The sequence below is a fragment of the Rhodanobacter sp. K2T2 genome, from assembly GCF_013408815.1.
Classification (GTDB): Bacteria; Pseudomonadota; Gammaproteobacteria; order Xanthomonadales; family Rhodanobacteraceae; genus Rhodanobacter.
The window spans coordinates 18,854-44,504 of sequence record NZ_JACCCA010000019.1; the positions used below are offsets into that span (position 1 = coordinate 18,854).

Genomic DNA, 25,651 nt, shown 5'->3' on the forward strand with positions numbered 1-25,651 from the left:
GCCCCCATTTTCTTAATGGTTTTTCTTGGTCACCATGAACGCTACGGCAACCGATCCAGCTCTCTCGCCGTTGGAGCTTCAAATCCAGCGCATCCATCAGCTGCACCTGGACGGACAGTACGCGCCCGCTCTGCGGGCGGCACAGGCGTTGCTGATCGAGGCGCCGGACCGATACGAGGTGCTCTATCTCGTCGCCCGCAACCAACGGTATCTGGGACAGATCGACGCGGCGTTGCAAACGCTGGCTCGCATGGAACAGCAACATCCTCATTACAGTCGTATGTACGAGGAGCGCGGCCATTGCTACGTGGTGTTACGTGATGCGCCGCGCGCGGTCGATGCGCTGCTGCGCGCGGTCAACATCAACCCGGCGCTGCCTTCGAGCTGGAACCTGCTCGAAGGCCTTTACCGCATGACGGGCGATACAGCCAACGCGGCGAGCGCCGCCGCGCATGTCGCCACGCTCAAGCGCCTGGCGCCCGATGTCGTGCGCGCGACCAGTCATTTTTCGGACGGCGAACTTGAACCTGCCGAACAAATCATTCGCGCCTATTTACTCAAGGCCGGCAACGATGTCGAGGCCATGCGCTTGCTCGCGCGTATCGGTCTTGCGCGCAAGGTACTGGACGATGCCGAAATACTGCTGGAGGCCGTGCTGAAGATCGCGCCGAATTACCGAGCGGCGCGTTACGACTACGCTTCCGTGCTGCTCGAGCGGCACCTGTATCGACGTGCCGGCGAAGAGGCCGAGAAGCTGCTTGCGGTCGAACCGGCTAATGTCGATTACCGTGCGCTATACGCCAGCGCCAGCGTCGGGCTAGGTGAACACGAGCGCGCCATCATGCTTTATCAGAAGCTCGTGCAGGAGCTGCCCGGCATGGCCGATTTTCATCTGTCGCTCGCGCATTCGCTGAAAACGCAGGGACGGCGGGCGGAGTCGATCGAAGCCTATCGCGCTGCCGCGACGGCTCGCCCCGATTTCGGGGACGCTTACTGGAGTTTGGCCAACCTCAAAACGTATCGCTTCAGCGATGAGGAGATCGCCCACATGCGCGCAGCGGAAGCCGCGCCGGCAACGCAAGTCGTGGATCGGTATCATCTGTGCTTCGCACTCGGCAAAGCGTTCGAGGATCGCGGTGATCATGCCGAATCGTGGCGTTATTACTGCCAGGGCAACGCGCTCAAACGATCCGAGAGCCAATACCGCGCCGAGATTATCGAAACCAATACGCGCCGGCAGATCGACGTCTGCACCCAGGCGTTCTTTGCCAGCCGCAAGGGTGTCGGCGATCAGCGCCGGGACCCGATCTTCATCGTCGGGCTGCCGCGCGCCGGTTCCACCCTGATCGAGCAGATACTGGCATCTCATTCGCGCGTCGAAGGTACCCATGAGCTGGGCGAGATTCCGCGCATGGTGCTCGACCTGCAGGGACGGGAACTCGACCTCGACAACCCGCGTTATCCGGGCGTCCTTGCCGATCTGCCGCCCCAGGAGTTTCTGCGGCTTGGCGAAAAGTACCTGAGCGAGACGCGCATCTATCGCGGAGACAAACCGCACTTCATCGACAAGATGCCGAACAACTTCCGGCATATCGGCCTGATCCATCTGATTCTGCCCAACGCGAAAATCATCGATGCGCGGCGTGAACCCATGGCCTGCTGTTTCAGCAATCTGAAGCAGCTATTTGCCAATGGCCAGGAATTCACCTACAGCGTCGAAGACATCGCGCGCTATTACCGGACTTACCTGGAGCTGATGCACCACTGGGACGACGTGCTTCCCGGTCGGGTGCTTCGGGTCCATCATGAAAGCGTCGTCGACGATCTGGAAAGCAACGTGCGCCGAATCCTCGATTTCTGCGGGCTGGGATTCGAGCCCGCCTGCCTCGAGTTCTACAAGACCGAGCGCAGCGTACGCACGGCCAGCTCGGAACAAGTGCGCCAGCCGATCTTTCGCGATGGCGTTGACCGGTGGACGAACTATGAGCCCTGGTTGGGTTCGCTGAAAGAGGCGCTCGGGGATTCGTCAGTGCGTTATCGCTAGCAAACACGCGGGACAACGGATTCGATATGTCCCGCATCGGAGCACGATCGGCGGGCATCGCGAAAAAGCTCTATTTCCAGATGGAGAGCGATCGCCGGAATATCCGCATTGTGCGTCATCGTCTTGAGGGCAGGGGAGGCGAGTCGCCCGTTGCCATCAAAGAGCGTTTGACGTGACGGCGCTTGCCCGCCACGCGCTATGAGGTCTTCTTACCAAAGAATTCCGTCGATCGGCTTCACCGGCTCCAGTGCGTGCGTTTCGCCAAGACTGTCGCGCAGGTCGATTTCGATGCTGCGAGTCAGCGTCGTAAGCGGGACGTCGTCTTCGGCATTTTCGAACGGATTTTGAATATCGTTGCCGATCTGCAGCAGTACCAAGAACAGGAAGCCGGCGACCGTAGAACCGAGCGGTGTGTAGATGCCCAGCGACTCGACCAGACCGATCGGTAGCAACAGGCAAAAGCCGTGCGTGAAGATGGTCGGGTAGGTCGCGTACTGCTGCGGTAGGGGCGTGTTCTTGATCCGCTCCATGCCGCCCTGCGCGTTGGATATGTCGGACAGCGTCCGTGCGATCGCGGCGAGCAATATCGGGTCGAGGCGGCTTTCGGCGATCCGTTGCGCCGTACGCACATGGATGGCGTTGGGCACGTTGGCGACGCTGCGGAGCGATTCGATTTCTTCGGTCGAGAGACGCGCGGACAAGTCGTCCCACGGCGGTTGCCTACGCAGGTGCAGGCGCAGCGCGTGCACGTAAGCCACCTGCCGGCGGACGATAGAGGCGGCCGTCTCGCGATCCGTTATCAAAGTGAGTGCTTCGCGGGCCAGCGTGCGCGAGGCGTTGACCATCGCCCCCCACAGGGTGCGCGCTTCCCACCACCGCGCGTACGCGGTGGTATTGCGGAAGCTGAGGTATAACGCTACCGCCGAACCGAGCAAGGCCAGGGGCAGCGCGGGGAAACCTAGCCAGTTCGCGGGGATGAAATACCAGACCACGGTGACCACCACGTCCCACGCGAACAGGATACCCAGCGGTCGCCCCACGTAACGCAGGATGTGTCCGAGGTGCGCGCGACCGGGCAGGATCATTTGTCTTGCTCGCGCTGGATCGCTTCGGTCAGCGGAACGAAGCGGTTGTGCTGTTCGTCGAGTACCGCGATCTGGCCGTCGCCGATATCGTAGACCCAGCCTTGCAGCTTCAGCGCGCCATTGGCGAGCGCTGCGGCCACCGCCGGGTGCGTGCGCAGATGGGTGAGCTGCAGGCGGACGTTTTCTTCGATCAGTGCCAGCACGGCCTCGTTGCCTTCGAGCTTGCGCGTGAACATGGCGCTTTTGGCTGCCTGCGCGTTACGCAGCCAGGCCTCGACGGTAGGCATGTCTTTCGTGGAGTCGGGATTGAGCAGGCCTTTCATCGCGCCGCAGTCGGTGTGTCCGCAGACCACGACATGGCGCACGCCAAGCACCATCACGGCATATTCGACGACGGCGGATACGCCACCCAGCATTTCACCGTAACCGGGCACGATGTTGCCGATATTGCGACAGACGAAGAGTTCGCCCGGCTGGGTCTGGGTGATCATCTCGGGAACGACGCGAGAATCCGCGCAAGTGATGAACAAGGTATGTGGGGTCTGCCCCCCGGCCAGTTCGCTGAACAGCTGGCGGCTCTCGGGGAAGACTTTCTGACTGAAGTTTTCGACGCCTCGCAGCAGGCTGAGGAGACTATCGTCATGCGGGATATTGGGGGTCATACCATTGCCTTGGGAAAGAGGCCTGCGCGGGCGCGCGAGGCAGCGGGAACCGTAGTTTAAGACAACGCCGAACGCTTCGAATTCAAAACGACATGATCGGGAGCGGCCTCTGGCGAGATTGGCTCGGGTTCGGGGATATCGGCCGGTGGTGCGAGACGGACACGAAGTGTCATCTGATTGCCGTATCATCGAACGACATGCGTCTTGATCGGCAGCGTCCGGGGCCTCAATGGTGAATTCACCGGCTCTCATGGCGTCGAGCACTACGAAATCGTACGGGTCAGATATGCATAACACCCCGCGACCGGGTATTCGCTGGTTCATATGATGGTTGAACAATGGCGCCGCCAAAAATCCTGTTCCTCAGTGTGTCAGCCGGTGCCGGTCACATGCGCGCAGCAGAGGCCCTGCGACTGACGGCGGAGAAGGGCCTGCCCGGTGTCGTCACGCAACACCTGGACGTCATGGAGTACGTCCCGTCGGCGATGCGAAAACTGTATACGGACTTTTACATCCTTCTCGTCAACAGTTATCCGACCTTATGGGGCATGCTCTACCAACGTAGCGCGGAGGCGGATCCCGACGGCCCGGTGCATAAGTTCCGACGTGCGGTCGAACGGCTTGGAACCGGCGATCTGCGCAAGGCGGTCAACGAGTTTGCGCCCGATGCCATCGTCTGTACCCATTTCCTGCCGGCCGAAGTGTTGACCCACGAGCTTCGGCACGGTCGGCTGAATATTCCCGTATGGGTTCAAGTGACCGATTTCGACCTGCACGCCATGTGGGTGATTCCAGGCATGACGGGCTTTTTCGCAGCGAGCGAGGAAATCGCCTTTCGGATGCGGGCCAATCAGATCGAGTCGCAGCGGATTCATGTCACCGGTATTCCGGTAATGCCCGCGTTCGGCGACTCGCATGATCGCGAGGAATGCTGCCGGCGGTTTGCACTCGACCCTGCGCGAAAGACGATCATGCTGATGGGCGGTGGGGCAGGCGTGGGCAAGCTCGATGAAGTGGCGGGCATGCTCATGCAGCTGAAGCACGATTTTCAACTGATCGTGCTGGCCGGTCGCAACGAGCAGGCACTGGCTCGTCTCCAGACTCTCGCGATGAAATATCCGGGGCGTTTATTTCCTTTCGGATTCACCCATGATGTGGCGCCTCTGATGGCCTGCGCCGATCTGTTGATCACCAAGCCTGGTGGACTGACGATATCCGAATCGCTTGCGGTCGGCGTTCCCATGATTGTTTATGCGCCCATTGCCGGTCAGGAGGAGCGCAACGCCGACTACCTCCTAGAGCAAGGTGCCGCGTTCAAGGCCATCGATATGGTGTCGCTGGAATATCGGTTGCACGAACTGCTTGCCGATACCGCACGTCTGGAGCGCATGCGCGATCGTGCGAGAGACATCGGCCGTCCCGGCGCCGCACGGGATGTGCTGGACATCGTTCTGGCACAGCTGGCTCCGATCGAATCCTGCAACGGTGTCGAGTGTCGATGATCGGGTTGGATGGGCGCGAAGCGGGACCACGATGCAGAGAAGACCGGTTCGATTTCAATCGTCCGCTGCTGCTGCTTCTCACCCTGGGATGGACCGAACTATTGGCGTTCTTTTTCGCCCATGTCGAAATCCAGGTGGAGGGCGCGGCGGGTTGGGCCGCCAGCCTGCCGACGTGGCGGATCGAACATCGCTGGTGGCTAGACGTTTTCTGGGGCGGCCGGGCGATGACGGGATACCATGCCTGGCTGTTTCCCTGCATGGCTCTGTTTTTCCATTTCCCCCTCGTTTTCTCTGGAACCTGGAGCTGGCGTCACGAAGCCCGGGTGCTCGCCTGCATCATGTTGTTCTGGCTCAGCGAGGACTTTCTCTGGTTCATCCTGAATCCCGCTTACGGGCTCGCCCACTTCCGGCCGCAGTTCATTCCCTGGCATGTTCACTGGTGGGGGCCAGCGCCCAGCGACTACTGGGTATTCCTCGGCATTGCCGCCATACTTTTTTCGCTTTCACTGCGCGCCACGCACCGCTCCAAATAATGATTCTGGATGACGGCGGTCAGTTTCGTCGAGCGGCCGTACCCGATACATAACGGCTGCCTAGCACACTCCACCGCCATGGAAAATCCTTGCCTAGGCTGATGCCGATGCGAGGTCCGCCGACCAGATCCTCAGGCGGAGCCATGCCGTCGCCGACAATGGTAAAGCCATCACGGGCGCCCACCAGATCGATCCCGTTTTGTGCTCCGCTGATGCCCATGGCCTGAGTCAGCCGAGCCGGGCCACGGCACAAATCACGATCGCGCGCTATTCGCGGGCGTGCTGCGCGCATTTGCGCGAGACCGTGCAGAGGTTCCAGCGCGCGGATGAGCACGCCGCTACCGTCGCCTTCGGGACCACACACGCAATTGCAGCACCAGTGCATGCCGTAGGTAAAGTAGACATACATATGCCCCGACCGCCCAAACATGACCGCGTTTCTTGGCGTCTTTCCCCGGTAGGTATGTGCGGCTGGGTCGATAGCGCCGACGTAGGCCTCCACCTCTACAATGCGGCCCGACCGGCCATCCGCCGACGCCAGGATTTTATTGAGCAGTTGCGGTGCGACCGTGGAAGCGTCTGGATCAAAGAAAGCGCGCGACAGGGGCGCGCCTGGCCAGACGGCCGAAGCCGATTCTTTTTGAACCACTCGAACCTCCATCGGTTTTGAACATGCCTATCGCATCTCGCTGGAAAGCGCCGGTGTGCCGGGGCAGAACGGCACACTCGCTCAGCACTATACGGCGAGTGGTTTTGCGAAGTCGCTAGGTGGGATGGTCGACCGACGCTCGATAAAGTTCACGATACGCTTCAACCAGACGGTCGAGACCGAACGCAAGATTCCTACCGCTAGGATTGGGCAGCAGCCAAATCGCCGCACCCTCCATGCGGTTCGGTTGCCGTCCCCAGGCGATGTCTCGTCGACCGGAAAGTCCGCCGTAGGCAGCCTTGCCCAGAAAGGCGATAAATCGTGGAGCATAGTGTGCGACCTTCCGTTCGAATTGGGCAGCGGCAGCGGTAAATTCCTTTGGCGAGAGCTGATCCGCACGCGCCGTCGCTCGCTTAACCACAGACGTCACACCGCAACCGTATTCCAGTAGCTCGTGGCCCTGCTCAGGCAAAATCTCCTGCGGGGTAAAGCCCGCGAGATGGATGACTCGCCAGAAGCGATTGTTTCTTCCGGCGAAATGCCGACCAGTCGCGGCCGCCATCATCCCTGGGTTGATTCCGCAGAACAGCACGTCGAGTCCTTCGGCGATGATATCCGGGAGCTCGTCAGTCATGGCACACCTCGAAGACCTAGGGCAGAGCCGAACTTGATCCGCAAGGCCAGTGTCTCGCAAATACAGATGGCATGGTTGAAGTCCAACAGCTTGGAGGCGCGAGGCCGATCTTTTCTGAACGCAATCGCCCTGAAAGCTTCTACCCAATATGGGGGATGCGTTTGCGCACGCCCAGGGGAGTTGCGGACTTCGGCGGCGTACTAACCTGGAAGCCAGAGCGTTTACATCGACAGCTCTTTATACCGCGAGGACTTCATGCTTTCAGTGCGTAAAGCCAATGACCGCGGCCATGCCAACCATGGCTGGCTCGATTCGTATCACAGCTTCTCATTCGCGGACTATCGCGATGATGCCCACGTCCATTTCGGACCGCTGCGCGTGATCAACGAAGACCGGATCCAGGCCGGCTCCGGCTTTGGCACTCATACCCATCGCGATATGGAAATCGTCAGCTATGTGCTGGAAGGCGCGTTGGCGCACAAAGATTCCATGAACAACGAAGCCGTCATCGTGCCGGGTGAGGTCCAGCGTATGACGGCGGGGACGGGGGCCGCCCATTCGGAATACAACCACGCCGCCGCAACGACGCATTTTTTGCAGATATGGATCATTCCTTCCCGGCCGCAACGACGCATTTTTTGCAGATATGGATCATTCCTTCCCGCAGTGGCCTGACGCCATCGTACGAACAGAAAATGTATCCCGACAGCGAAAAGCGCGGTGTGCTGCGTCTGGTCGCCAGCCCCACGGGTGAACGGGGCTCGGTCACCGTGCATCAGGATGTTCGCCTCTATGCCGGTCTTTTCGACGGGCAGGAGCGGGCCACGCTCGACCTGGATGCAGGGCGACTTGCGTATGTGCATGTCGTGCGCGGCAGCATCGGCATCAACGGCACTCAGCTTGCGGCCGGTGATGCCGTCAAGCTGACCGATAAGCAGCGGGTGGAGGTTGCCGAGGGCATTGATGCCGAGGTCCTGGTCTTCGATCTCACCCCTTTTCCGCGCGTCTAGTCGACCCCCAAAGAGCAACTCGGCGATAGACATGTCATTACTGATGCCCGACGACTGCGTTCTTCTGCTGGTCGATTTGCAGGCGGGACTGGCGTTCGCGACCGGTTCCCACGATCGGCAGATCTTTCGAAGCAATGCTGTTGCCGTCGCCCGAACGGCAAGGCGTTCGATGTTCCTGTCGTAGTCTCGACATCGGCATCGAAGGTCTATAGCGGACCGCTTATGCCGCACCTGCAGGAGGTCTTGCCGGGGACGACGGCCATCGAACGACGAAACATGAATGTCTGGGAGGACGACGCGTCTCGTGCCGCCATCGAGGCCACCGGCAAACGCGCATTGATAGTCTGCGGACTGCTGACCGAGGCATGTGTGTCGTTTCCCGTTCTGTCGGCGCTCGCGGACGGCTACCGCGTCCATGTGGTGGGCGATGCCTGCGGCGGTTTGACTTCGATGAGCCTTCAGCGGATGCAGTCGGCCGGCGCCACGGTAACCTCCTGGCTTCAACTTCTGCTCGAATTCCAGCGCATTGGGCAGGATGCCGATGATTTGTTCGTCGGTAAATCGCTACGTCCGACCTCCGTCAGTTGATGAATTGGAATCCCAACTTAGGTGCTACACAAAACCGGGAGCGTCGTCCTTGGAGCTGGTTTCCTCCAGTTGTGCCTGGATCAAGATTACCGGGAGCCGACAAGAGCTTTGTGCTGATCAATGCAGAGAGAAGTCGTCCCGAGCCGATAGCCCAAGCAGCCACTCTGCGGAAGTACGCAGTTTCGAAAATGCATTGTCAACGTGAACTGTCAGTTGTTCCTGGTTGAAAGGCTTTTGCATGAACTCGTAATCTTCGCGCATACCCTCGATATCGGCCTGGCGATCAGCAGAGAACAAAACGACGGCAACTTCCGCATGAGTTCTTACGGCTAAATCGGCTATGTCTATCCCATTCATTTCATCGGGGAAGTAGAGGTCGCTAAGGAGCAAATCCAAGCGCTGCATAGCGTTTATCGATATCGCAGCAGATAGGAAACCTTCAGCCGAGTGAACGTCGACGTGCGGCCATTGCTCCACCATCCGCTCAATCGAGTCGCGCACGTCTGGCTGGTCTTCGACAATGAGAATCGCTAAATTCGCCATGTCAGGAAGCGCTCCAGCGCCTTATGATAGACCGGACGACGACACTAGCCCTATCGCCAGTGTCTCTGTTTTCACACACTATCGCACTATTTTGATCGCACGAACCATTCATCACCTCGGCTTGCTGAACAGTCGGCAGGGGAATGTAAGCGATAGAGATTTTCTATACTCCCTTCAATCCAGATCGCGATGACAGCTGGAAGGTGCCTATTCCCAGGATGGTGAAAAGCAATTTTCATCGAGAAACGATGCGTTGGCCTTCGCTCGCAAAGTTGCTAAAAAATAGGGTCGCCATCCAGAACGAATGGATTTATCTCTGCGTCGAACGTAGCGCCAGCGGTGGCGGTTCACACCGGAACTCAAGCCGGTGAATTGAAAGGTTCGTCGTCCTCGCCGCCTACCTGAATTTGTTCATTCAATGTTTAGGACGCGGGCTTATGGTGATAACCAGAGACTATGGGTACTGGTTATGGCAATTTCTCGGCAAAATCTCCGGCGACAGCTTGAATCGTTTGAGTTGCAGATGCGCGTCGTCGCCGGAACATATGTAACCACCGAGCGATTTCTGAAAGATTTTTTAGGTCATGCGGAAAAGATTCATCGGAGTGCGCCTCCCGAAGAGCGCCAATGGGTCTCCGATCAGATCGGCCACATACTCAACAAGTTTGGCTTTAAGATCATCGATGATGATTGGTAAGCGCATTAAGGCTCGCTCCCGACGAATCGCTGCCGCTTCATATCAGGCATCGCTTGCTCATTGACGCGCCGATCGTTTCGATCAGGTCTTTCACGTCATCTGGTTTCAGAAGCACACCGAGCAAGGCGGATAAAACCGTAAAACCGCGCATAGATGGATACCAGTACATCGAAGGATGTATGCCCCAGGTTCCCCTCAGTCCTTTCGCAAGTCGATGGTGCAGGGTAGGTGGGCAGCCTGTTGCCGATGCTTTTCTGCCGATCGCGAGCGCCCCCTGGCGATAAACCCGACTAACCGTGCTTCACCACGTTCTGAGCAGGGGCTCTTTCAGCGATCCTCGCTCTCCGCCAAGCTCCATCCCAAAGCCAGCAACGACATGGCAACCATTGCCAGCAGCATGCCGATGGCAGAGGTCGATAGATCTCCAGCCAACCAGTCCCGCCAGCCGATATGCAGCAGCGGCACATTCGCCAGGCAAAGGCCGCACGTCACGGCTCCTAGCATCACCCCCAGCCATAGCGGCCATGCAGTACGACGAGGGCGGCGCGACGGCAAATGCTGCATCACCCGTTCGCTAAAACCGTTGTCGGCCACCGGCCCGTCGAATTGCCGGCGCAGCAGTGCTTCGAGAGTGTCGTCGTGCGATTCGTTCATGATGTTTCCTCTTTGCCGGCATGACGCCAGTCCGCGAGCCATGTTCTCAATTTTGCCTTGCCGCGTGTCGCATGGGTCTTCACCGTCCCGAGCGGCATCATCAGTACGTAGGAGGCCTCGTCGTGGCTGAGTCCCAATTGCGCACAATGCAGCAGCACCACCTGCTCGGCGGCGGACAGCTGACGCATGGCGCGTTCGAGGTCGAGCTGCAGGTCGATCCGATGCCCCGGCGCCCGAAGTTGATCCGCGGCCTGGTCGTCGAGGGCATCGATTCGCGAAGGGGTGCGGCGCGCCTGCAGAAAACAAGTGTAGGCAATGCGATACAGCCAGGTGGAGAATCGCGCTTCGCCGCGGAACTGATCCAGCTTGCGCCACGCCAGCACAAAAGTTTCCTGGGCCAGGTCGTCGGCTGCGGCATCGTCGCCGTGGAGCAGCCGACGCAATTGCGCGCGCACCATGCCCTGGTGCCGGCGCACCAATTGCTCGAACGCCCGGGTGTCGCCGTCGAGTCGTACGCGTACTGCCAGGGCCTGATCGATGCGCGCCTCGGCGGCGCTGTCAGCCACGCACATCTCCCCGCCGGTTCAACCACCAGCTGGCGAGGTAACCCAAACCCGTCATCAACGGCAACAGGCCGATACCCCAGAGACGATCGATGCCCAGGCCGTTATCGAGCTGGCCGGGCAACGCTAAAAACATCGCTATCAATCCCAGGCCGCCACCGATCAGCACCAGCGCCCTACGCCGTTCGCTATACACCGCCCGCGGTTCCAGCAACAGTTCCGGCGTCAGGTTTACACCTTTGTCGGCCAGCTGAAGCAGAGTGTTGTAACGCGCCTGTGTCCGCTTGTAGCCGTAGCGCAGCACGATCAGGATGATGAGCACAGGGGCCGACATCACGACGAGGGGAATCAAAAAGTAATCCATGGTCTTGCTCCAAAGGGTTTATCGAGCCGAAAGGCTCAGGTGACAGATGATGAACTAGGCGCTAGCGGAACTCAGTTTTTCGCGCCTTCGGCGGCAAGCAAGTCTGCAATCTGCTCGGCCAGCAGCCAATGTTGCGATGGCCCTTCGTTACTGGTCAGCGCCACCGCGGCACCGGTTTCCCAAACCATCTCCAGGTCGGCCGTGGTGCCCTCGATGCCGCCTTGGTGGCCGCGGATGTGCAGACCGTGCGAGAGCCGTTCGTCGATGCCTGCTCCTATCGCACCGGGACCGGCCGGCACGGTGTCGTCGAACATCTTCGCCAGCGTTGCAGACTTCAACAGCTTGCCCCCGTGCAGAACCTTGACGAACCGCAGCAGATCGGCATTGGTGGAATAACCGCCGCCCGCAGGATTGCCCTTGTAGACACTCTGTACCCAGTTTGCCTTCCACGTGCGGGAGAACATCCCATCGTCGTGGTAGTAGCCGACCGCAAGCCCACGCACGATTTCGTCCTCGCTGTCGAAGCCGCTGGACGCCATCTGCGCCGGTTCGAAGACATGATGCTGGATATAGTCGAAATAGCTTTCGCCCGATACGTTCTCGACGATGCGGCCGAGCAAAATGTAGCTGGCGTTGCTGTAGTTCAGCCCCTTGCCTGGTTCGCTCAGCTTGGGCTGGCGGGCGATCAGCGCCAGATAGTCCACCGGCTTGACGAAGCGCGCGGCGTGCTCGAAATAATCCGGCACCATGAAATCGCCCAGGCCTGCGGTATGATGCAGGAGCTCCCATACCGTGATCTTCTTCGCCGTCGCCTGGTCGGGATATTCCGGAACCCATTTCGCCAGCGTGTCGTTCCACGAGAGTTTGCCGGCCTCGACCAGTTGCGCGATGGCAACCGCGGTGAATATCTTGCCGATCGAGCCGATGTGGAACTTCGTTTGATGATCCACCGGTACGTTGAAGCTACGTTCGGCGAGGCCTCGGCATTCGTCGAACACGGTTTCGCCGCCATCGGAAACCGCCACGCAGCCGGAGAAATCGGACACACGTACCAGTTTGTCCAGTACGGCGCGTATCAGTTTTCCCAGCTCCGCATGCGACACCGGGCCCTTGGGCCAGTCGGCATAAAACGGATTGTCCATCGAGACCAAGTGCGCATCCGTGAGCTGGTCTGGATGCGCTGGGTCGGCGGCCAACAAGAACAGAGCGGACTGTGCGTTGCGTCGCCCCTTGACGGCGACTTCGAACAGCCCCGGCTGATGCGGGTCGGTACGCACGTCGAATACGTCCAGTCCGCCGCTGTCGCGTGCCGCCGAAGCCAGGTCCGCGATAAACGAGGCCTTGTCGTCGGAAGCGATGGATGCCGACAGAATGCTTGGCACCCATTGCGTGATCCGTACAGGGCCATCGTTATTGGCATGGCGGATCAGCTCACCGGCGAGGTGACCCGCCGGCGTATCGGGCAGCTGCGCGTTTGCGGGCGTGGTGGCCATGCAAGGCGTCGCGGCGCAAAACAGCGAAAGAGAGGCCCACAAGGGGGAGAGCCGAAACGCGCGAGCTTTGGACCTGACGATGGCAATACGGTCGATCATGGAGGAGGCTCTCTGGGTCACCGGCCGACATGGCGGTATCAATCCCTTAGATGCAGCCACCTCACCGATTGGATTCAGCGGAATGGCTTCCTCGCAAGAATATGGAAGTGCCATACGCGGACGCAGTCTTCACGGCAGGGTATCGGCGATGGGGTACCCAGCATTTCGGATCACTTCAACACGCGTGGCTTGCTGCGCTTTGTCGAGGGCCTTTTTGCCAACGTCCTGCGAGCTCGCCCATAGCAACCTTCAAATCCCGCACACTTATGCATGCGCAGCTAAGGCGTCGTTCGATCGCACGCATACGAGAAGACGGTCGTGAAAGATGCACTGCGAAATGGAGCGCAAAGAACGACCCGCAACTCAAACCGCCGTCGCGCTGCAAGCCTAACCCTCATCACAGAGATCGCTTTGCGGCATGCATTGTGGCGGAGGAACAGCCGCTAGTAGCCGATTTCTTACCTTGGCAGGGCGATTAGCCGCTGTTGCGGCCATGTCGACGTTCGATGCAAATGATCTGGAAACGAGGGGTTATTTTCTGCCGGAGAACAGCCAGCTTGGGCTGCAGAAACTGCGCGACTACGTCGAGTTTCTTTCGCACGTAGCGCAACCGCGCACGCCGGATGCAGAGCACGAAGGGATTCCCGAGATCAACGCGGAGCAGGTCGCGATCTGCCGGGGATTTCTGGCAGAGCAGTTGGGCCTGGTACTGAACAACCTCTCGTTTTCAGCCTACCGATCCGAACGCGAGGCCGAGCCGGGCGCCTACGCAAAGCCCGAAGCCGCCGAAGCGATGCCCTACGATACGGGCGAGCGCTACCGCTTCGGCATCACCCTCGACCAGGTCGACACACTCAACCAGCTGATCGACATGATTGTGGCCCACGGCGATGTCGTCACCGCTAGCCAAAGCGCTGAGCTAGCCGACCACACGCTGTCGCTACTGGGGCACGCCATCTTCAACGACGCACGCGCCGTGCGTGACATCATCCGCCTGGTGGAATCGCAGTGTCTCAACCCGCCGCGCCATTCGCACACCGGCGTGAGCGAAGAGCAAGGCGTTTACGAGGTGGTGCAAAAACCTTCTCGGGCTCACGGGATAACGAGCGCAAGCACGGGTCAGATGCAGACGTTGCCAAGGAAGGTGACAGCACACGTGTCACGTCAGGAAGAGCCTTGCGCATATGGGCGTCTGTCATCGGTGTAGTTCGGAATCCGCTTTCAGCTGCGGACATGAACGCAGCTGATGTCGCTTTCGGAATTGACGTGGATGATTTCGTCGCTTATGGTCCTGAGTATGAAGTGCGCGCATACCCATACCTCGCTGATTATTCGCAGCCCACAAAATAAGGTGGGTTAGCGCGCGTGCTGCGCAGCTAAAACAACCCGCCCTGGAGGCGGGTTGTTTGTATCCGACTCCTGGGCTTCCAAAGCCAAAAGGAGTTTTTATGAGTCCCGATAGTCTCCAGCCTCCGGTTCTTCACCTGGTATGCGGGAAGATTGCCGCAGGAAAGTCGACGCTGACCCAGCAACTGGCCGCGCGGCCAAACACGGTGCTGCTCAGCGAAGATGTTTGGCTGTCGCAGCTCTATGCGAACGACATCCATACGCTCGCCGACTACGTTCATCGCTCGGGTCAGTTGCGCGAAGCACTCGCGCCACACATTGAGTCACTGCTGCGGACCGGCGTGTCGGTGGTGCTCGATTTCCCCGCCAATACGCTCAGTAACCGACGTTGGATGAAAGACATCATCGAAAGCGCTGGCGTCGCCCACGAATTGCACTACCTCGATGTTTCCGACGAGGTGTGCAAAATGCGCCTACGAACTCGCAATGCCACGGGCTCTCATCCTTTTGCGCCCACGGATGCCGAGTTTAACGAGATCACCCGACATTTCGTGCCGCCCTCTAGCGACGAAGGCTTCCACATCGTTCGCTACGTACAGTAGCCCGTGAGACGGTTCTCGACGCTTTTGAACGTCGGTTACCGGCCGACCGTCGCCTTGCGTTGCAGGTGACGACCCAACAAAAGCCGCAACGGGCCGAGGTCGACCCATTGCAGTCTTCCGCCGAGCAGGGTTTGGCCGTCCGAAACCGGACGTTCATGCTCAACGTCGAGCGGACCACCGCTGCTGGGCGCTCGCCAGTGTGCCGTGGCAGGCAACTAGTGCGCAGAGAACAGCTCGACCACGCTCTGAGGAGCGTGGTCGCCGAAGAAGCGCCGATGATTCTGCGCCGTTTGGTCGGCAAAGGAGGCGCTGCGAGGAAAAAGCGCCGCTTCATACGTTGCCAGTGCAGCCTCGATATCGCCAGGATGGTTGCGCAGCGCGCGGCCCAATTCCGCGCCGTCATAGATGGCAAGGTTGGCCCCTTCGCCAGCAAATGGCGACATCAGATGGGCGGCATCGCCCACAAGCGTGACGCCGCTGACACGATCCCAACGGTGATCGATCGGCAGGGCATGGATAGGCCTGACGACGGGCACCGTATCGCTATCCGTAATCAATGCCCGTAGCTTGGGTGCCCACCCTTCGAATTCGTTTGCGAGGTGACGCAGGGCCGCCGTCGGCTGACCGAAGTCGATGGCGCCGAACCACGATGGCGACTTGTTTAAAGCGATGTAGGTATGCAGGTTACCGTTGGCGTAGCGGTGCGCCAGAATGCCTTTGCCCGGTTCGACGGCCATCAACGTACCGCTGCCGATGGCGTCCGCGCTGGCTTTGTATCGGTTGTCGCCGTCAAAGAGATGGGTCTCGACGAAGGTGGTGCCGACGTACACCGGCGTGGCGGCAGACAGAAGCGGGCGAACTCTCGACCAGGCGCCGTCGGCCCCGACCAGCAGATCCGCCGTGGCCGTCGAGCCATTGGCAAAGACCAGATGATGCTGGCCGTTGTCATGGCGATTTGCCTTGACGAGCTTGCGTCCCCACACAATAGTCTCGGCAGGAAGGGCGTCGATCAGCAGACGACGTAGCGCGCCTCGGTCCACCTCAGGTTTGGCTGTGCCGCCCGAGCTGGGTTTGTCGAGCAGGACATGACCGTGTCTGTCCACGACACGCTTGGCATCCTCGCTCGGAAGCGTGAGGGCGAGAAACGCGTCGTGGAGTCCCGCGGCTTTCAGTCCAAGCTGGCCGTTGTATTCGTGGATATCGAGCAAGCCGCCCTGCGCCCGCGCATCGGGCGAGGCTTCGGTTTCATAAATCGTCGAAGGAATCCCGTCGATGTGCAGAACGCGTGCGAGCGTCAGTCCGCCAAGGCCGGCGCCTACGATGGCGATGCGTGGATGTTTCGATGCAGGGAAGTGATCCGGGTAAGTGCTCATGACGCGCTCCGATGACTGCGGACCCGCGCATCGACGCGCGATAGTACGCAGTAAGGTCCGACATACGTCGGGGGAAGCGCTGGCCGACCTAGCTCAGATGCGTAGGCGACGTGTATGCGGCCGTCTGATGGTGGAGCTAGAAGCTACGACAGACGGCCGTTTTTCGCGATCGTTGAGAATCAAGTATCGCATAACGACAGGATTGCGGCAGCTTTGCGGACGCCCCGTCAGCGGGACGACTGGTATGCGTCGTCGGACAATCACGATATCTCCGATGCCAGGAGGTGTCTCGCGCTTGCCAAGGCAGGAGCGCTTGCGCGGCCGGAAGCGCGGAATTGTAAAGAATCGAATTGTCACCACCGTCGTGATCCGAAATTTGGACGTCCATTCGTTAATGATGCAGACAAAAATTGGGCGACCAGAAAAAACTCAGACTTCGACAAGACCTTTGAACGCAGCGCCCAAGATGCGTAACGCGTGACGCGAACGACGGTCGTTGAGTGCGGAATAAAGCACAACCTCCTGGGTCGGTAGGGTGGGGAGTGCCAACGTATTACCGATATCGACGGTACCCGCCGGAGCGCTCCGGCGGGCCAGCACGGCGATGGCAATGCCAGCGGCGGCTGCAGCGCCGACCACGGCCGCGCCCTTACCGATGAATACCTCTGTCCAGGCGATGCCCGCTTGGTCGAGCGCACGCACCGCGTTCGCTCGTATGCTGCATGTCTCGCCCTGAGTGGACAGCGGTAGCGGTTGTCCAGCACGTGGCTCCCAGTCCGCCGCGGCGATCCAGGCGAAGCTTTCATTAAACAGTTTTTCGCCTTGACGGTGTCGGTCTTCCGGTTGGAGTACCAGGGCAGCATCCAGCCGACCCTCATCGTAGGCCTGCATCACTTCGCGAGAGCCTGCGACACGCAATTCGATCAACAGGTGCGGGTCCTGTTCGTTCATATGACGCAGCAGGGAAGGCAACTCGCTGCCTACGATCTGGTGGCTAATGCCAATAACCATTCGGCGTTGTTCGATGCTGAAGGAAGCAACGGCGCGATCATGCGCACCCACCAAGTCGCGCGCCGAAACCAGAAAGACCGCACCTTCAGCAGACAAGCGCACTTGCCTTGGTGTGCGTTCCAGCAAGCGCCGTCCCAGCTGTGTTTCCAATCGACGAAGCTTTAGGCTGATCGCGGATTGAGTGCTGTCCAGAGCTTCCGCAGCACGGGTAAAGCTCTGCAGATCGGCCGTCAGAACAAAGGCTTTCACAGCATCGAGGTCAAGGGCTTTCATCGCTTATCCATCTCGATTTGAAATGACTGAAATATCTGAAAATGGTGTTTATCCATACATGGTAGCCGACTACGCTGCGTGCATTCGTACGAGAGCGAGAGGGTTTCTCCATGCGCCGATTTCTTTGGGTTTTAGCGCTTAGTGGATTAGTTCCGTTACTCGGTCCGCTTTCAGCTGCGGCCACAAGCTCGCCATTTGAACAGGCCGTGCGGCGTGCCGATAAAGCTGCAGAGACCGGGTCGAGTGCCGTCCCGGCTTCCCTGGTCGGCGCGTGGACGCTGGTTAGAGTCGACAACGTCTATCCAGACGGTCACCGCATAGAACTATACGGCCCGCATCCTCAGGGCCTGTGGATCATCGATGCACACGGCCGCTACAGCATGCAGATGGTGCGCGCGCAGCGCACCGGCTTTGCTGCCAACGACAAGTCCAAAGGCACTGCCGATGAATATCGCGCGGCTGCGCTGGATAGCAATGCGCACTATGGGGAGGTATGGGCTGACGGCACGACTTTGCATACGCATATCGAGCACGCGTCGTTTCCCAATTGGGATGGCAAGAGCGGTGCGAGCCCTTACACATTGGACGGTGACCGGTTGACCTACACCGTCGCCAAACCGTCTAGCGGTGCGGGGAAAGGTGCTCATGGCGAAGTGGAATGGCAGCGCCTGCCCTGAAGGCGCGACATGGATTACCCAACGTAACTGCGGAGTGTCAGGACTTATGAAAAAAGCTTTGTTCGGCCTTAGCCTGTGCGCGGCGACAGCGATGGCATATGCCGGTATGTCCCTACCGACCTATGTCACGGGCGCCGTAGCCGATAGCGCGCGGCCCCTTGCCGACACGCAGCTCGATGCCAGCCGCAAGCCGGCCGAATTGGTCGCCTTGGCTGGTATCAAACCGGGCGACAAGGTGGCGGATGTCATGCCGGGCGGCGGTTATTTCACGCGTATCTTCAGCAAAGTGGTCGGACCACGCGGTCATGTCTATGCCGTCGTACCGCAGAGCATTGCGGCGGCGAGGCCGAAGGCGCTGGAACCGATCAAGGCGATAGCCACCGATATGAACTACCACAACACCAGTCTCGTTGTGCTGCCATACGACCAACTGGGCGCGCCCTCGTCCCTCGATGTGGTCTGGACGTCGCAGAATTATCACGACGTCTATGGGCAGGTCACGGTGTTTGCCGTCCAAGGCAATAGTGGCCCCGATGAGACAGCCAAGCTCGATGCGGCAGCCTTCAAAGCCTTGAAGCCTGGCGGCGTTTTCATGGTGGTCGATCATGCGGCAGAGCCCGGTTCGGGCGGGCGCGATGCCGGCACATTGCATCGTATTGATCCAGCCACGGTGATCACGCAAGTGCAAGCGGCGGGGTTCGTACTGGAAGCACGCAGCGACCTATTGCGCAATCCTCAGGACGCCCACGACAAGATCATTTTCGCACCTGAGATCAAAGGGCGCACTGACAAGTTCGTCCTTAAATTCCGCAAGCCCCAGTAAACGGCAGTAGAGGCATAGCCCGTTCTGCGTTGGAGAGCACGCCGTTTGAAAGAACGGCGCTGTGGCACCCAATCCAAAACGGCGGGGGATTTCCGTCACTTGGGCTAGTTCGCTCGTCGACTCTTTCCGCGGCTGCCTCGGACGCACGTCAGTGCCTTGCTCCTTTGGCCTGTCCGGATGGCTGCTTATGGCCGAGGCATACGGGTTGGGACTAACAACGCGTGAGTGTGTGAAAACAACAGACGCTGAAGAGTGCCCGCATGATCGCACCACGGAAGAAGTCAATTATCGTTGCCGTTGCCGTTCTGGCAACGTTGGCCGGGGCAATGTATTTCTCCCATGATTCCCAGGCGCCGAAGCCAGTTAGCCACGTCGGAGACGCTACCGTCGTACCCGTCGAGAGCGCACTGGCCACTCGTGGCGATGTGGACCTGTCATTGAACGTGGTGGCGCGCACGGAAGCGTGGTCCACCGTCACCGTGCGCGCGCGCGCCTCGGGCCAGCTGCAAGCCTTGGATTTCACGCCAGGCGCAAAGGTGAAGAAGGGGGATCTGCTGGCGCAGCTCGATCCCTTGCCTTTCAAGGCACAGCTCGTGCAGGCGCAAGGCAGCGCCGCCAGCGCCCGGGCGCAACTCGCCCAGTCACAGGCGGATCTTCAACGCTACAGTCAGGTGGCGGCGCAAGGCTATATCTCACGCACCAGTTTCGATGCCTATCGGACCAACGAAGAGGTGGCTCGCGCCAATCTCCAGACCAGCCAGGCTGCGCAGGAACTGGCAAAACTCCAGCTTGGCTATACGCGAATGACTGCGCCGTTCGACGGCATCGTCGGGCTGCCCTCGGTCTGGCCCGGGGCGCAGGTGACGGCCGACAGCACCGATATCGTGGTGCTGAATCAGATCGAACCCATTCGGATCAGCTTCAACATTCCGGAGGCCAGTCTGGCCGCGGTTCGCGCAGCACAAGCACGCGGCGCTGTGGCTGTGCAAGCACGGCTGCCGGGTGAAAACGGCTTGTACTTGCATGGCGTTCTGGACTTCATCGACAACACGGTGGACGTCAACACCAGCACCATCGTGCTCAAGGGGCGTTTCGAGAATGCCGACGGCCGACTTACTCCGGGCCAATTCGTGCAGGTGAGTTTACCGACGGTACATTTGACGAAGGTGGTGAGCGTACCGGCGGAAGCGTTGCAAAGTTCGGACAAGGGCAATTTTGTCTTTGTGATCGGCGCGGACGGCAAGGCTCATCAACGCTTCGTCGATATGGGGGCTACGACGGAGGGGCGCATCGTCATCAATCAAGGGCTGGAAGCCAACGAGCGCGTCGTGACGAATGGCCAACTGCTGCTAAGCGATGGCAGCCCTGTACATACGACACCGAATGTATGAGCGCAGGGCTATGAATTTACCCGCGCTTTGCATCCGCCGCCCCGTAATGACGACGCTGTTGATGCTTGCAGTCCTCATATCCGGCGTGGTCGCCTATCCGCGACTGGCGGTAAACGAGTTACCTAACGTCGATTACCCGACGATACGGGTTTTCGCCAGCTTGCCGGGCGCTTCGCCCGAAGTGATGGCCTCCGCAGTGGCCGCGCCGCTAGAGGCGCAGTTATCCACCATTCCCGGCATCGATACGATGAATTCATCGAGTTCGCCGGGTGGAACCAGCATCGTCCTGAGCTTTGCATTGAGTCGAAATATCGACGCTGCTGCGCAGGATGTGCAGTCGGCGATCACCGCCGCACAGCGCCAATTGCCGCCGGACATGCCTACGCCACCGACCTTGCGCAAGGTAAATCCGGCCGACGCTCCGGTGCTGTTACTAGCGATGACCTCGTCTACGTTGCCGGTGTCGCAGCTGGATGAGTATGCCGAGACGCAACTGGCGCAGCGCTTGTCAACGATCGACGGCGTTGCGCAAGTCTATGCTTATGGAGCGGCCAAATACGCCGTTCGAATCAGCGTCAATCCAGATCGATTGGCAGTAGCCGGCATTGGTATCGATCAGGTGCAGAAAGCCATCGAAAATGCGAACGTCAATCAATCGACCGGTGCGCTGTACGGCCCCAGCCAGCAGTTCCAAGTACGCAACGAAGGCCAGCTGCTGCGCGCAGCGCCCTACAACGACATCGTATTGGCATGGCGCAATGGCGCGCCCGTTCGGTTAGGCGATATTGGACGGGCCTACGACAGTGTGCAGAACGATCAACTCGCTAGCTGGTACAAGCATGACCGTTCGGTGCTGCTGGCGATTCAGCGTCAGCCGGGCACCAATACCGTCGCGTTGATCGATCGTATCCATGCAATCTTGCCCGGCTTCACCGCAGGGCTGCCGCCGTCGGTAAAGCTCAACGTGTTGTATGACCGCGCACAATCGATACGAGCCTCGGTGGCAGATGTCCAATTCACCTTGTTATTGGCTGGGATGCTAGTCGTCCTGGTGATCTATCTGTTTCTCGGCAATCTCTCCGCCACACTGATTCCGACGGCGGCGCTGCTGCTATCGGTGACTGGCACATTCGGCGCCATGTTTTTGCTTGACTACAGCCTGGACAACCTGTCGCTGCTGTCATTGACGCTTGCCGTCGGTTTTGTGGTCGACGATGCAATCGTGATGTTGGAGAACATCGTGCGCCACGTGGAGGCAGGGCTCGATCCCCACGAAGCCTCGCTCAAGGGCGCGACCGAGATCGGCTTCACCATTCTCTCTATGACGTTGTCGTTGATCGCCGTGTTTACCCCGGTCATGTTCATGAGCGGCATTGTCGGCCGGCTCTTCCACGAATTCGTAGTAACGCTCAGTGTGGCCATCCTGATCTCCGGTTTTATTTCCATCACGCTTACACCGATGCTGTGCAGCCGCTTCGTTAAGGCGAACGAGCATAAAAAGAAAAACGGGTTGATCATCGTTTTCAACCGCGGCTTCGCTATGACCCAGCGCGTCTATGTGCGCAGCCTGAGATGGTGTATGGCGCGAGAGTGGCTGGTTTTCGGCGTGTTTGCGCTCAGCTTGTTGGCCACAGCACTGCTGTTTTACACCGTGCCAAAAGATTTCATTCCCGCTGGCGACAGCGGCCGCCTGCAGGTCATCACCGAAGGTCCGCAAGATGTTTCTTATGGAGGCATGGTGGCGCGTCAGCAGCAGCTCGCAGAGATTGTCGCGAACGATCCGAACATCGAAGCTTGGATGTCCTCGATCGAGGCAGGAGGTTCGACCATCAACGATGGCGAGATGTTGCTGAAGCTGAAGCCGGCGAACCAGCGTCGCCTCGGAGTGGACGAAATTGTGCAGGAGTTGCGGAAGAAGTTTGCGAAAGTAATCGGAATGCGCGCCTACGTACGCAACCCACCCTTAATCCAGATCGGCGGCTTGCGTTCAAAGGCGCAGTACCAGTTCACCTTGCAATCGCTCGACTTGGAAGCACTGTATAAATGGTCCACCGTGGCGACGCAGGCGTTCACGGCGATACCCGGCTTTCAGGACGTGACCAACGACCTCAGTCTCGATAGTCCATCCATTGTCGTCGAAGTCGACCGCAGCAAGCTGGCGCCACTCGGTTTGACCATGTCTCGGGTCCAATCGGCACTCGGGGCTTCTTTTAGCCAGAACCAGCTATCCACTATCTACGGTCCGGCCGCCCAGTATTGGGTGGTGATGGAGATTCAGCGCAATCTGCAAAACGATCCGTCGGTGCTTTCGAAACTCTACGTCACGTCTGCCACCGGCAAGCTAGTTCCACTGGACACGATAGCTCGGTTCGTACGCAAGTCACAGGTGCTAACAGTGAACCACCAAGGCCAATTGCCGTCGGTGACGATATCTTTCGGCCTTGCTCCCGGCGTCAGCCTGAGCGATGCATTGACAGGCATCCACGACTCCCTGGCAAAGATCGGCTTGCCAGCAAGTATTACCGGCAACCTGCAAGGCACAGCACAGGCTTTTCAAGCCTCAATGCAGGGAATCGGCATGTTGTTGCTGCTGGCGGTTTTTGCAATCTACTTGGTGCTCGGCATCTTGTACGAAAGCTTCATTCATCCGCTGACCATCTTGTCCGGTCTGCCGGCAGCCGCGGTCGGCGCGCTGTTCACTCTGCAGCTGTGCCGCTTGCCTCTGGATCTATTTGGATTTGTCGGCATCGTGATGCTGATCGGTATCGTCAAGAAGAACGCGATCATGATGATCGACTTTGCCCTGGTCCGGCAGCGCGAAGAAGGCCTTACTGCCGCCGCCGCTATCTTCGAAGCCTGCCACGTGCGATTCCGGCCGATCATGATGACCACCATGGCTGCATTGATGGGCGCGCTACCGATTGCCCTTGGCTTGGGTGCCGATTCGCAGGTGCGCCGGCCGCTCGGTTTAACCGTGGTCGGCGGTTTACTGCTGTCGCAGCTACTCACCTTGTATTTAACACCAGTGATTTACGTGCAGCTTGATCGCCTTCGTATGCGTTTCGTTGACCGGGCGTCCGAATCGGACGGTTACGGCCTCGGGGCTCTTCAAAACCACGAATGAAGCAATGGTTGTGCAATGCGCGGCGGACACCGACCCGGAAAATATCGAGAGGAAAGACTGAATGAAGACAGGATTATGGATGACGTTGATTGTTTTGCTGGGTGGCCTGACGTATTCGGCACCGGATCAGGCACAGGACGCAGCGCAACGCGTCAAAGCGCTGCATGCGCTGCTTGACGAGCAATGGCAGCATACGCTGCAGGAGGATCCTGAATCCGCCACGGTGCTCGGCGACCTGCGTTATAACGACCGCTGGATAGATGGCTCGTTAGCGCATGCGCGAAGCGAGCGCGAGGTTACGGCGAATTTCCTGAAGCGTTTTGTGGCGATAGACACCGCCGGATTTTCCGAAGAGGAAAAGCTCAATCAGCAGCTGATGGTGCGGCAGCTGAAAGCCAGCCTGCGCGCGTTTGATTTGAAACTTTACGAAATGCCGATCGACCAATATCAAGGGGTGCATCTGAGGCTGCCCGCCTTGATAAGTTCGATTCCCTTCGACAATACCAAAGAGTACGAGCAGTACCTTGCGCGTCTACGAGCGATTCCAAACGCGTTGGCACAGGCGACCGACGTAGCACGACAAGGCGCGCGTGATGGCATGATGCCGCCACGCTTTTTATTGAAAAAAGTGGTGGTTCAGCTCAACAGGATCGCCGAAACGGCCAGTGCCGACAGCCCGTTCGCCAAACCGTTGAAGCATTTCCCAGACAGCGTATCGACGGCCGACCAGCAACGTCTGCGCGCGGCGATCATCGCAGCCATTGACGATGACGTACGACCAGCCTATCGCAGGCTGGGGGAATTCGTGGCGAAGGAATACGCACCGCAAGGGCGCATCGAGCCAGGGGTATGGAAATTGCCCAAGGGCGATGAGATTTATCGTTTCGACGTCGCGCAGATGACCACCACCCAGCAGAGCCCGGAAAGCATTCATGCACTCGGCCTTGCAGAGGTCAAGCGGATCGAGACTGACATGACCGCCATCGCCAAGTCTCAAGGGTACCCAGATCTGGCCAGCTTCCGCGCGGCATTGAAAGTCGATACGAAAGTACACCCCGTATCGCGGGAGGACATTCTCAATCGCTATCGGGGCTTCATCGCACAGATGCAGCCGGAGTTGCCTAAGCTTTTTGGGTTATTGCCCAAGACCAAGCTCGAAGTCGTGCCGGTCGAGGCATACCGTGAAAAGGGATTTCAGATCGCTTCGTACCAACAAGGTACACCGGACGGCTCACGACCCGGGCAGCTCTACGTCAACACCGGGGACTTTGCTCACCGCACCACGATGGACATGGAGTCGATCGCGTATCACGAAGGCATTCCCGGTCACCATTTGCAGCTCTCCATCGCGCAAACGCTGCCTGGGTTGCCTGCCTTCCGCCAACAGGCCGACTACACGGCTTACATTGAGGGTTGGGCGCTGTATGCGGAGCGACTGGGCAAGGATATCGGCTTCTACAAGGACCCATTGTCCGACTATGGTCGTCTGACCGGCGAGTTGTGGCGCGCCGATCGGCTCGTGCTCGACACCGGCGTTCACTACAAGCATTGGACGCGTCAGCAAATGGTGGATTTTTTCCACGCCCATTCCGACGTAACCGACTCAGACATCCAATCGGAGGTCGATCGCTACATCGTGTGGCCGGGCCAGGCGCTTGCTTACAAGGTAGGTCAACTAAAAATACTTGAGCTGCGCGAACGGGCTCGAAAGACGCTGGGAGAGCGCTTCGACATCCGCGATTTCCATGACGAAATTCTCAGCGCTGGCGCTTTACCGCTGGATGTTCTGGAGAAACGAGTCGATGCATGGATCGAAACGAAAAAAGCAGGTGCCTGAATGTTGGGAAGCAGGCAATGCAACAAGCCGACGGCCGAAACGATCAGGGACGATTCCTCGACTCATACATAGG

The 25,651-nt window shown here is 59.2% G+C and carries 24 protein-coding genes and 1 pseudogene; 14 read left to right on the forward strand and 11 right to left on the reverse strand.

Annotated features, from left to right (window positions below):
• Positions 1 to 34 precede the first annotated feature (34 nt).
• Positions 35 to 2,044 carry a tetratricopeptide repeat-containing sulfotransferase family protein gene (locus tag HDE78_RS20240; RefSeq protein WP_179482924.1) on the forward strand — a complete coding sequence of 670 codons (2,010 nt, stop codon included), beginning with the start codon at positions 35 to 37 and terminating at the stop codon, positions 2,042 to 2,044.
• Positions 2,045 to 2,070: 26 nt separating this feature from the next.
• Positions 2,071 to 2,220, forward strand: coding sequence for a hypothetical protein (locus HDE78_RS20245; RefSeq protein ID WP_179482926.1), 150 nt, complete (start codon positions 2,071 to 2,073; stop codon positions 2,218 to 2,220).
• 33 nt (positions 2,221 to 2,253) lie between these two features.
• On the opposite strand, the gene HDE78_RS20250 is transcribed toward HDE78_RS20245, so the two are convergent.
• Both HDE78_RS20250 and HDE78_RS20255 read right to left on the reverse strand, forming a co-directional pair.
• Positions 2,254 to 3,129 (reverse strand): bestrophin family ion channel, encoded by an 876-nt coding sequence (locus HDE78_RS20250; RefSeq protein WP_179482928.1) that lies wholly within the window; start codon positions 3,127 to 3,129, stop codon positions 2,254 to 2,256.
• Positions 3,126 to 3,791: a carbonic anhydrase gene (locus HDE78_RS20255; RefSeq protein WP_179482929.1), complete on the reverse strand. Its 666-nt coding sequence runs from the start codon at positions 3,789 to 3,791 to the stop codon at positions 3,126 to 3,128. Before HDE78_RS20255 ends, HDE78_RS20250 begins: the two co-directional genes overlap by 4 nt.
• Before the next feature lie 338 nt (positions 3,792 to 4,129).
• Here HDE78_RS20255 and HDE78_RS20260 point away from each other — a divergent pair, with 338 nt between their 5' ends.
• Together HDE78_RS20260 and HDE78_RS20265 are read left to right on the forward strand one after the other, a co-directional pair.
• On the forward strand, positions 4,130 to 5,293 hold the full coding sequence (locus HDE78_RS20260) for a glycosyltransferase (protein WP_179482931.1): 1,164 nt from the start codon (positions 4,130 to 4,132) through the stop codon (positions 5,291 to 5,293).
• Complete coding sequence (locus HDE78_RS20265; RefSeq protein WP_218862613.1) at positions 5,290 to 5,826, forward strand: hypothetical protein; 537 nt, start codon at positions 5,290 to 5,292, stop codon at positions 5,824 to 5,826. Before HDE78_RS20260 ends, HDE78_RS20265 begins: the two co-directional genes overlap by 4 nt.
• 19 nt (positions 5,827 to 5,845) lie before the next feature.
• Here HDE78_RS20265 and HDE78_RS20270 read toward each other — a convergent pair whose 3' ends face one another.
• Positions 5,846 to 6,475: a DNA-3-methyladenine glycosylase gene (locus HDE78_RS20270; RefSeq protein WP_343205626.1), complete on the reverse strand. Its 630-nt coding sequence runs from the start codon at positions 6,473 to 6,475 to the stop codon at positions 5,846 to 5,848.
• Between the two features lie 115 nt (positions 6,476 to 6,590).
• A complete protein-coding gene (mug, locus tag HDE78_RS20275; protein ID WP_179482934.1) occupies positions 6,591 to 7,109 on the reverse strand; it encodes a G/U mismatch-specific DNA glycosylase in 519 nt (172 codons plus the stop codon).
• Positions 7,110 to 7,364: 255 nt separating this feature from the next.
• On the opposite strand from mug, the pseudogene HDE78_RS20280 reads away from it, so the two are divergent.
• Together HDE78_RS20280 and HDE78_RS20285 are read left to right on the forward strand one after the other, a co-directional pair.
• Positions 7,365 to 8,119, forward strand: a pseudogene (locus HDE78_RS20280) (pirin family protein).
• Between the two features lie 222 nt (positions 8,120 to 8,341).
• Complete coding sequence (locus HDE78_RS20285) at positions 8,342 to 8,707, forward strand: isochorismatase family protein (RefSeq protein ID WP_218862615.1); 366 nt, start codon at positions 8,342 to 8,344, stop codon at positions 8,705 to 8,707.
• Positions 8,708 to 8,824: 117 nt separating this feature from the next.
• Here HDE78_RS20285 and HDE78_RS20290 read toward each other — a convergent pair whose 3' ends face one another.
• Positions 8,825 to 9,250: a response regulator gene (locus tag HDE78_RS20290; RefSeq protein WP_179482936.1), complete on the reverse strand. Its 426-nt coding sequence runs from the start codon at positions 9,248 to 9,250 to the stop codon at positions 8,825 to 8,827.
• Between the two features lie 523 nt (positions 9,251 to 9,773).
• Between HDE78_RS20290 and HDE78_RS20295 the strand changes: the two genes are divergently transcribed.
• Positions 9,774 to 9,947, forward strand: coding sequence for a hypothetical protein (locus HDE78_RS20295; RefSeq protein ID WP_218862617.1), 174 nt, complete (start codon positions 9,774 to 9,776; stop codon positions 9,945 to 9,947).
• 327 nt (positions 9,948 to 10,274) lie between these two features.
• Here the strand turns inward: HDE78_RS20295 and HDE78_RS20300 are convergent, their stop codons facing one another.
• The 4 genes from HDE78_RS20300 to HDE78_RS20315 form a co-directional block, all read right to left on the reverse strand.
• Positions 10,275 to 10,601 (reverse strand): DUF5056 domain-containing protein, encoded by a 327-nt coding sequence (locus HDE78_RS20300; protein WP_179482940.1) that lies wholly within the window; start codon positions 10,599 to 10,601, stop codon positions 10,275 to 10,277.
• Complete coding sequence (locus HDE78_RS20305) at positions 10,598 to 11,167, reverse strand: RNA polymerase sigma factor (protein ID WP_179482941.1); 570 nt, start codon at positions 11,165 to 11,167, stop codon at positions 10,598 to 10,600. The genes HDE78_RS20300 and HDE78_RS20305 overlap by 4 nt, the downstream gene beginning before the upstream one ends.
• Entirely contained in the window at positions 11,160 to 11,528 is a 369-nt protein-coding gene (locus HDE78_RS20310) for a DUF6249 domain-containing protein (RefSeq protein WP_179482943.1), read from the reverse strand. Before HDE78_RS20310 ends, HDE78_RS20305 begins: the two co-directional genes overlap by 8 nt.
• A 71-nt stretch (positions 11,529 to 11,599) precedes the next feature.
• The gene (locus HDE78_RS20315) at positions 11,600 to 13,021 is read right to left on the reverse strand and encodes a serine hydrolase domain-containing protein (RefSeq protein ID WP_179482945.1); all 1,422 of its coding nucleotides are present in this window, start codon (positions 13,019 to 13,021) and stop codon (positions 11,600 to 11,602) included.
• Positions 13,022 to 13,613: 592 nt separating this feature from the next.
• Here HDE78_RS20315 and HDE78_RS20320 point away from each other — a divergent pair.
• Together HDE78_RS20320 and HDE78_RS20325 are read left to right on the forward strand one after the other, a co-directional pair.
• Positions 13,614 to 14,327 (forward strand): hypothetical protein, encoded by a 714-nt coding sequence (locus HDE78_RS20320; protein WP_179482947.1) that lies wholly within the window; start codon positions 13,614 to 13,616, stop codon positions 14,325 to 14,327.
• Positions 14,328 to 14,568: 241 nt separating this feature from the next.
• Positions 14,569 to 15,069: an ATP-binding protein gene (locus HDE78_RS20325; RefSeq protein ID WP_179482949.1), complete on the forward strand. Its 501-nt coding sequence runs from the start codon at positions 14,569 to 14,571 to the stop codon at positions 15,067 to 15,069.
• A 215-nt stretch (positions 15,070 to 15,284) separates the two neighbouring features.
• Here the strand turns inward: HDE78_RS20325 and HDE78_RS20330 are convergent, their stop codons facing one another.
• Entirely contained in the window at positions 15,285 to 16,442 is a 1,158-nt protein-coding gene (locus HDE78_RS20330; RefSeq protein WP_179482950.1) for an NAD(P)/FAD-dependent oxidoreductase, read from the reverse strand.
• 429 nt (positions 16,443 to 16,871) lie between these two features.
• Positions 16,872 to 17,726 (reverse strand): LysR substrate-binding domain-containing protein, encoded by an 855-nt coding sequence (locus HDE78_RS20335; protein ID WP_179482952.1) that lies wholly within the window; start codon positions 17,724 to 17,726, stop codon positions 16,872 to 16,874.
• Between the two features lie 206 nt (positions 17,727 to 17,932).
• On the opposite strand from HDE78_RS20335, the gene HDE78_RS20340 reads away from it, so the two are divergent.
• The 5 genes from HDE78_RS20340 (at position 17,933) to HDE78_RS20360 (ending at position 25,578) form a co-directional block, all read left to right on the forward strand.
• The gene (locus HDE78_RS20340; RefSeq protein WP_179482954.1) at positions 17,933 to 18,403 is read left to right on the forward strand and encodes a lipocalin-like domain-containing protein; all 471 of its coding nucleotides are present in this window, start codon (positions 17,933 to 17,935) and stop codon (positions 18,401 to 18,403) included.
• The gene (locus tag HDE78_RS20345) at positions 18,372 to 19,226 is read left to right on the forward strand and encodes a methyltransferase (protein WP_255457941.1); all 855 of its coding nucleotides are present in this window, start codon (positions 18,372 to 18,374) and stop codon (positions 19,224 to 19,226) included. Before HDE78_RS20340 ends, HDE78_RS20345 begins: the two co-directional genes overlap by 32 nt.
• A 260-nt stretch (positions 19,227 to 19,486) precedes the next feature.
• Positions 19,487 to 20,617 (forward strand): efflux RND transporter periplasmic adaptor subunit, encoded by a 1,131-nt coding sequence (locus tag HDE78_RS20350; protein ID WP_179482956.1) that lies wholly within the window; start codon positions 19,487 to 19,489, stop codon positions 20,615 to 20,617.
• A 10-nt stretch (positions 20,618 to 20,627) separates the two neighbouring features.
• Complete coding sequence (locus tag HDE78_RS20355; RefSeq protein WP_179482958.1) at positions 20,628 to 23,741, forward strand: efflux RND transporter permease subunit; 3,114 nt, start codon at positions 20,628 to 20,630, stop codon at positions 23,739 to 23,741.
• 61 nt (positions 23,742 to 23,802) lie between these two features.
• A complete protein-coding gene (locus HDE78_RS20360) occupies positions 23,803 to 25,578 on the forward strand; it encodes a DUF885 domain-containing protein (RefSeq protein WP_179482959.1) in 1,776 nt (591 codons plus the stop codon).
• The last annotated feature ends 73 nt before the right edge of the window (positions 25,579 to 25,651 follow it).

Excerpts from the sequence above, each read along its gene's own strand:
- HDE78_RS20285 (WP_218862615.1), top strand. The coding sequence starts at position 8,342 with ATGCCGCACCTGCAGGAGGTCTTGCCGGGGACGACGGCCATCGAACGA.
- HDE78_RS20350 (WP_179482956.1), top strand. The coding sequence starts at position 19,487 with ATGATCGCACCACGGAAGAAGTCAATTATCGTTGCCGTTGCCGTTCTG.
- HDE78_RS20360 (WP_179482959.1), top strand. The coding sequence starts at position 23,803 with ATGAAGACAGGATTATGGATGACGTTGATTGTTTTGCTGGGTGGCCTG.
- mug (WP_179482934.1), bottom strand. The coding sequence starts at position 7,109 with ATGACTGACGAGCTCCCGGATATCATCGCCGAAGGACTCGACGTGCTG.
- HDE78_RS20355 (WP_179482958.1), top strand. The coding sequence starts at position 20,628 with ATGAATTTACCCGCGCTTTGCATCCGCCGCCCCGTAATGACGACGCTG.
- HDE78_RS20320 (WP_179482947.1), top strand. The coding sequence starts at position 13,614 with ATGTCGACGTTCGATGCAAATGATCTGGAAACGAGGGGTTATTTTCTG.
- HDE78_RS20335 (WP_179482952.1), bottom strand. The coding sequence starts at position 17,726 with ATGAAAGCCCTTGACCTCGATGCTGTGAAAGCCTTTGTTCTGACGGCC.
- HDE78_RS20325 (WP_179482949.1), top strand. The coding sequence starts at position 14,569 with ATGAGTCCCGATAGTCTCCAGCCTCCGGTTCTTCACCTGGTATGCGGG.
- HDE78_RS20290 (WP_179482936.1), bottom strand. The coding sequence starts at position 9,250 with ATGGCGAATTTAGCGATTCTCATTGTCGAAGACCAGCCAGACGTGCGC.
- HDE78_RS20260 (WP_179482931.1), top strand. The coding sequence starts at position 4,130 with ATGGCGCCGCCAAAAATCCTGTTCCTCAGTGTGTCAGCCGGTGCCGGT.
- HDE78_RS20265 (WP_218862613.1), top strand. The coding sequence starts at position 5,290 with ATGATCGGGTTGGATGGGCGCGAAGCGGGACCACGATGCAGAGAAGAC.
- HDE78_RS20300 (WP_179482940.1), bottom strand. The coding sequence starts at position 10,601 with ATGAACGAATCGCACGACGACACTCTCGAAGCACTGCTGCGCCGGCAA.
- HDE78_RS20295 (WP_218862617.1), top strand. The coding sequence starts at position 9,774 with ATGCGCGTCGTCGCCGGAACATATGTAACCACCGAGCGATTTCTGAAA.
- HDE78_RS20255 (WP_179482929.1), bottom strand. The coding sequence starts at position 3,791 with ATGACCCCCAATATCCCGCATGACGATAGTCTCCTCAGCCTGCTGCGA.
- HDE78_RS20240 (WP_179482924.1), top strand. The coding sequence starts at position 35 with ATGAACGCTACGGCAACCGATCCAGCTCTCTCGCCGTTGGAGCTTCAA.
- HDE78_RS20310 (WP_179482943.1), bottom strand. The coding sequence starts at position 11,528 with ATGGATTACTTTTTGATTCCCCTCGTCGTGATGTCGGCCCCTGTGCTC.
- HDE78_RS20330 (WP_179482950.1), bottom strand. The coding sequence starts at position 16,442 with ATGAGCACTTACCCGGATCACTTCCCTGCATCGAAACATCCACGCATC.
- HDE78_RS20315 (WP_179482945.1), bottom strand. The coding sequence starts at position 13,021 with ATGGCCACCACGCCCGCAAACGCGCAGCTGCCCGATACGCCGGCGGGT.
- HDE78_RS20345 (WP_255457941.1), top strand. The coding sequence starts at position 18,372 with ATGGCGAAGTGGAATGGCAGCGCCTGCCCTGAAGGCGCGACATGGATT.
- HDE78_RS20250 (WP_179482928.1), bottom strand. The coding sequence starts at position 3,129 with ATGATCCTGCCCGGTCGCGCGCACCTCGGACACATCCTGCGTTACGTG.
- HDE78_RS20245 (WP_179482926.1), top strand. The coding sequence starts at position 2,071 with ATGTCCCGCATCGGAGCACGATCGGCGGGCATCGCGAAAAAGCTCTAT.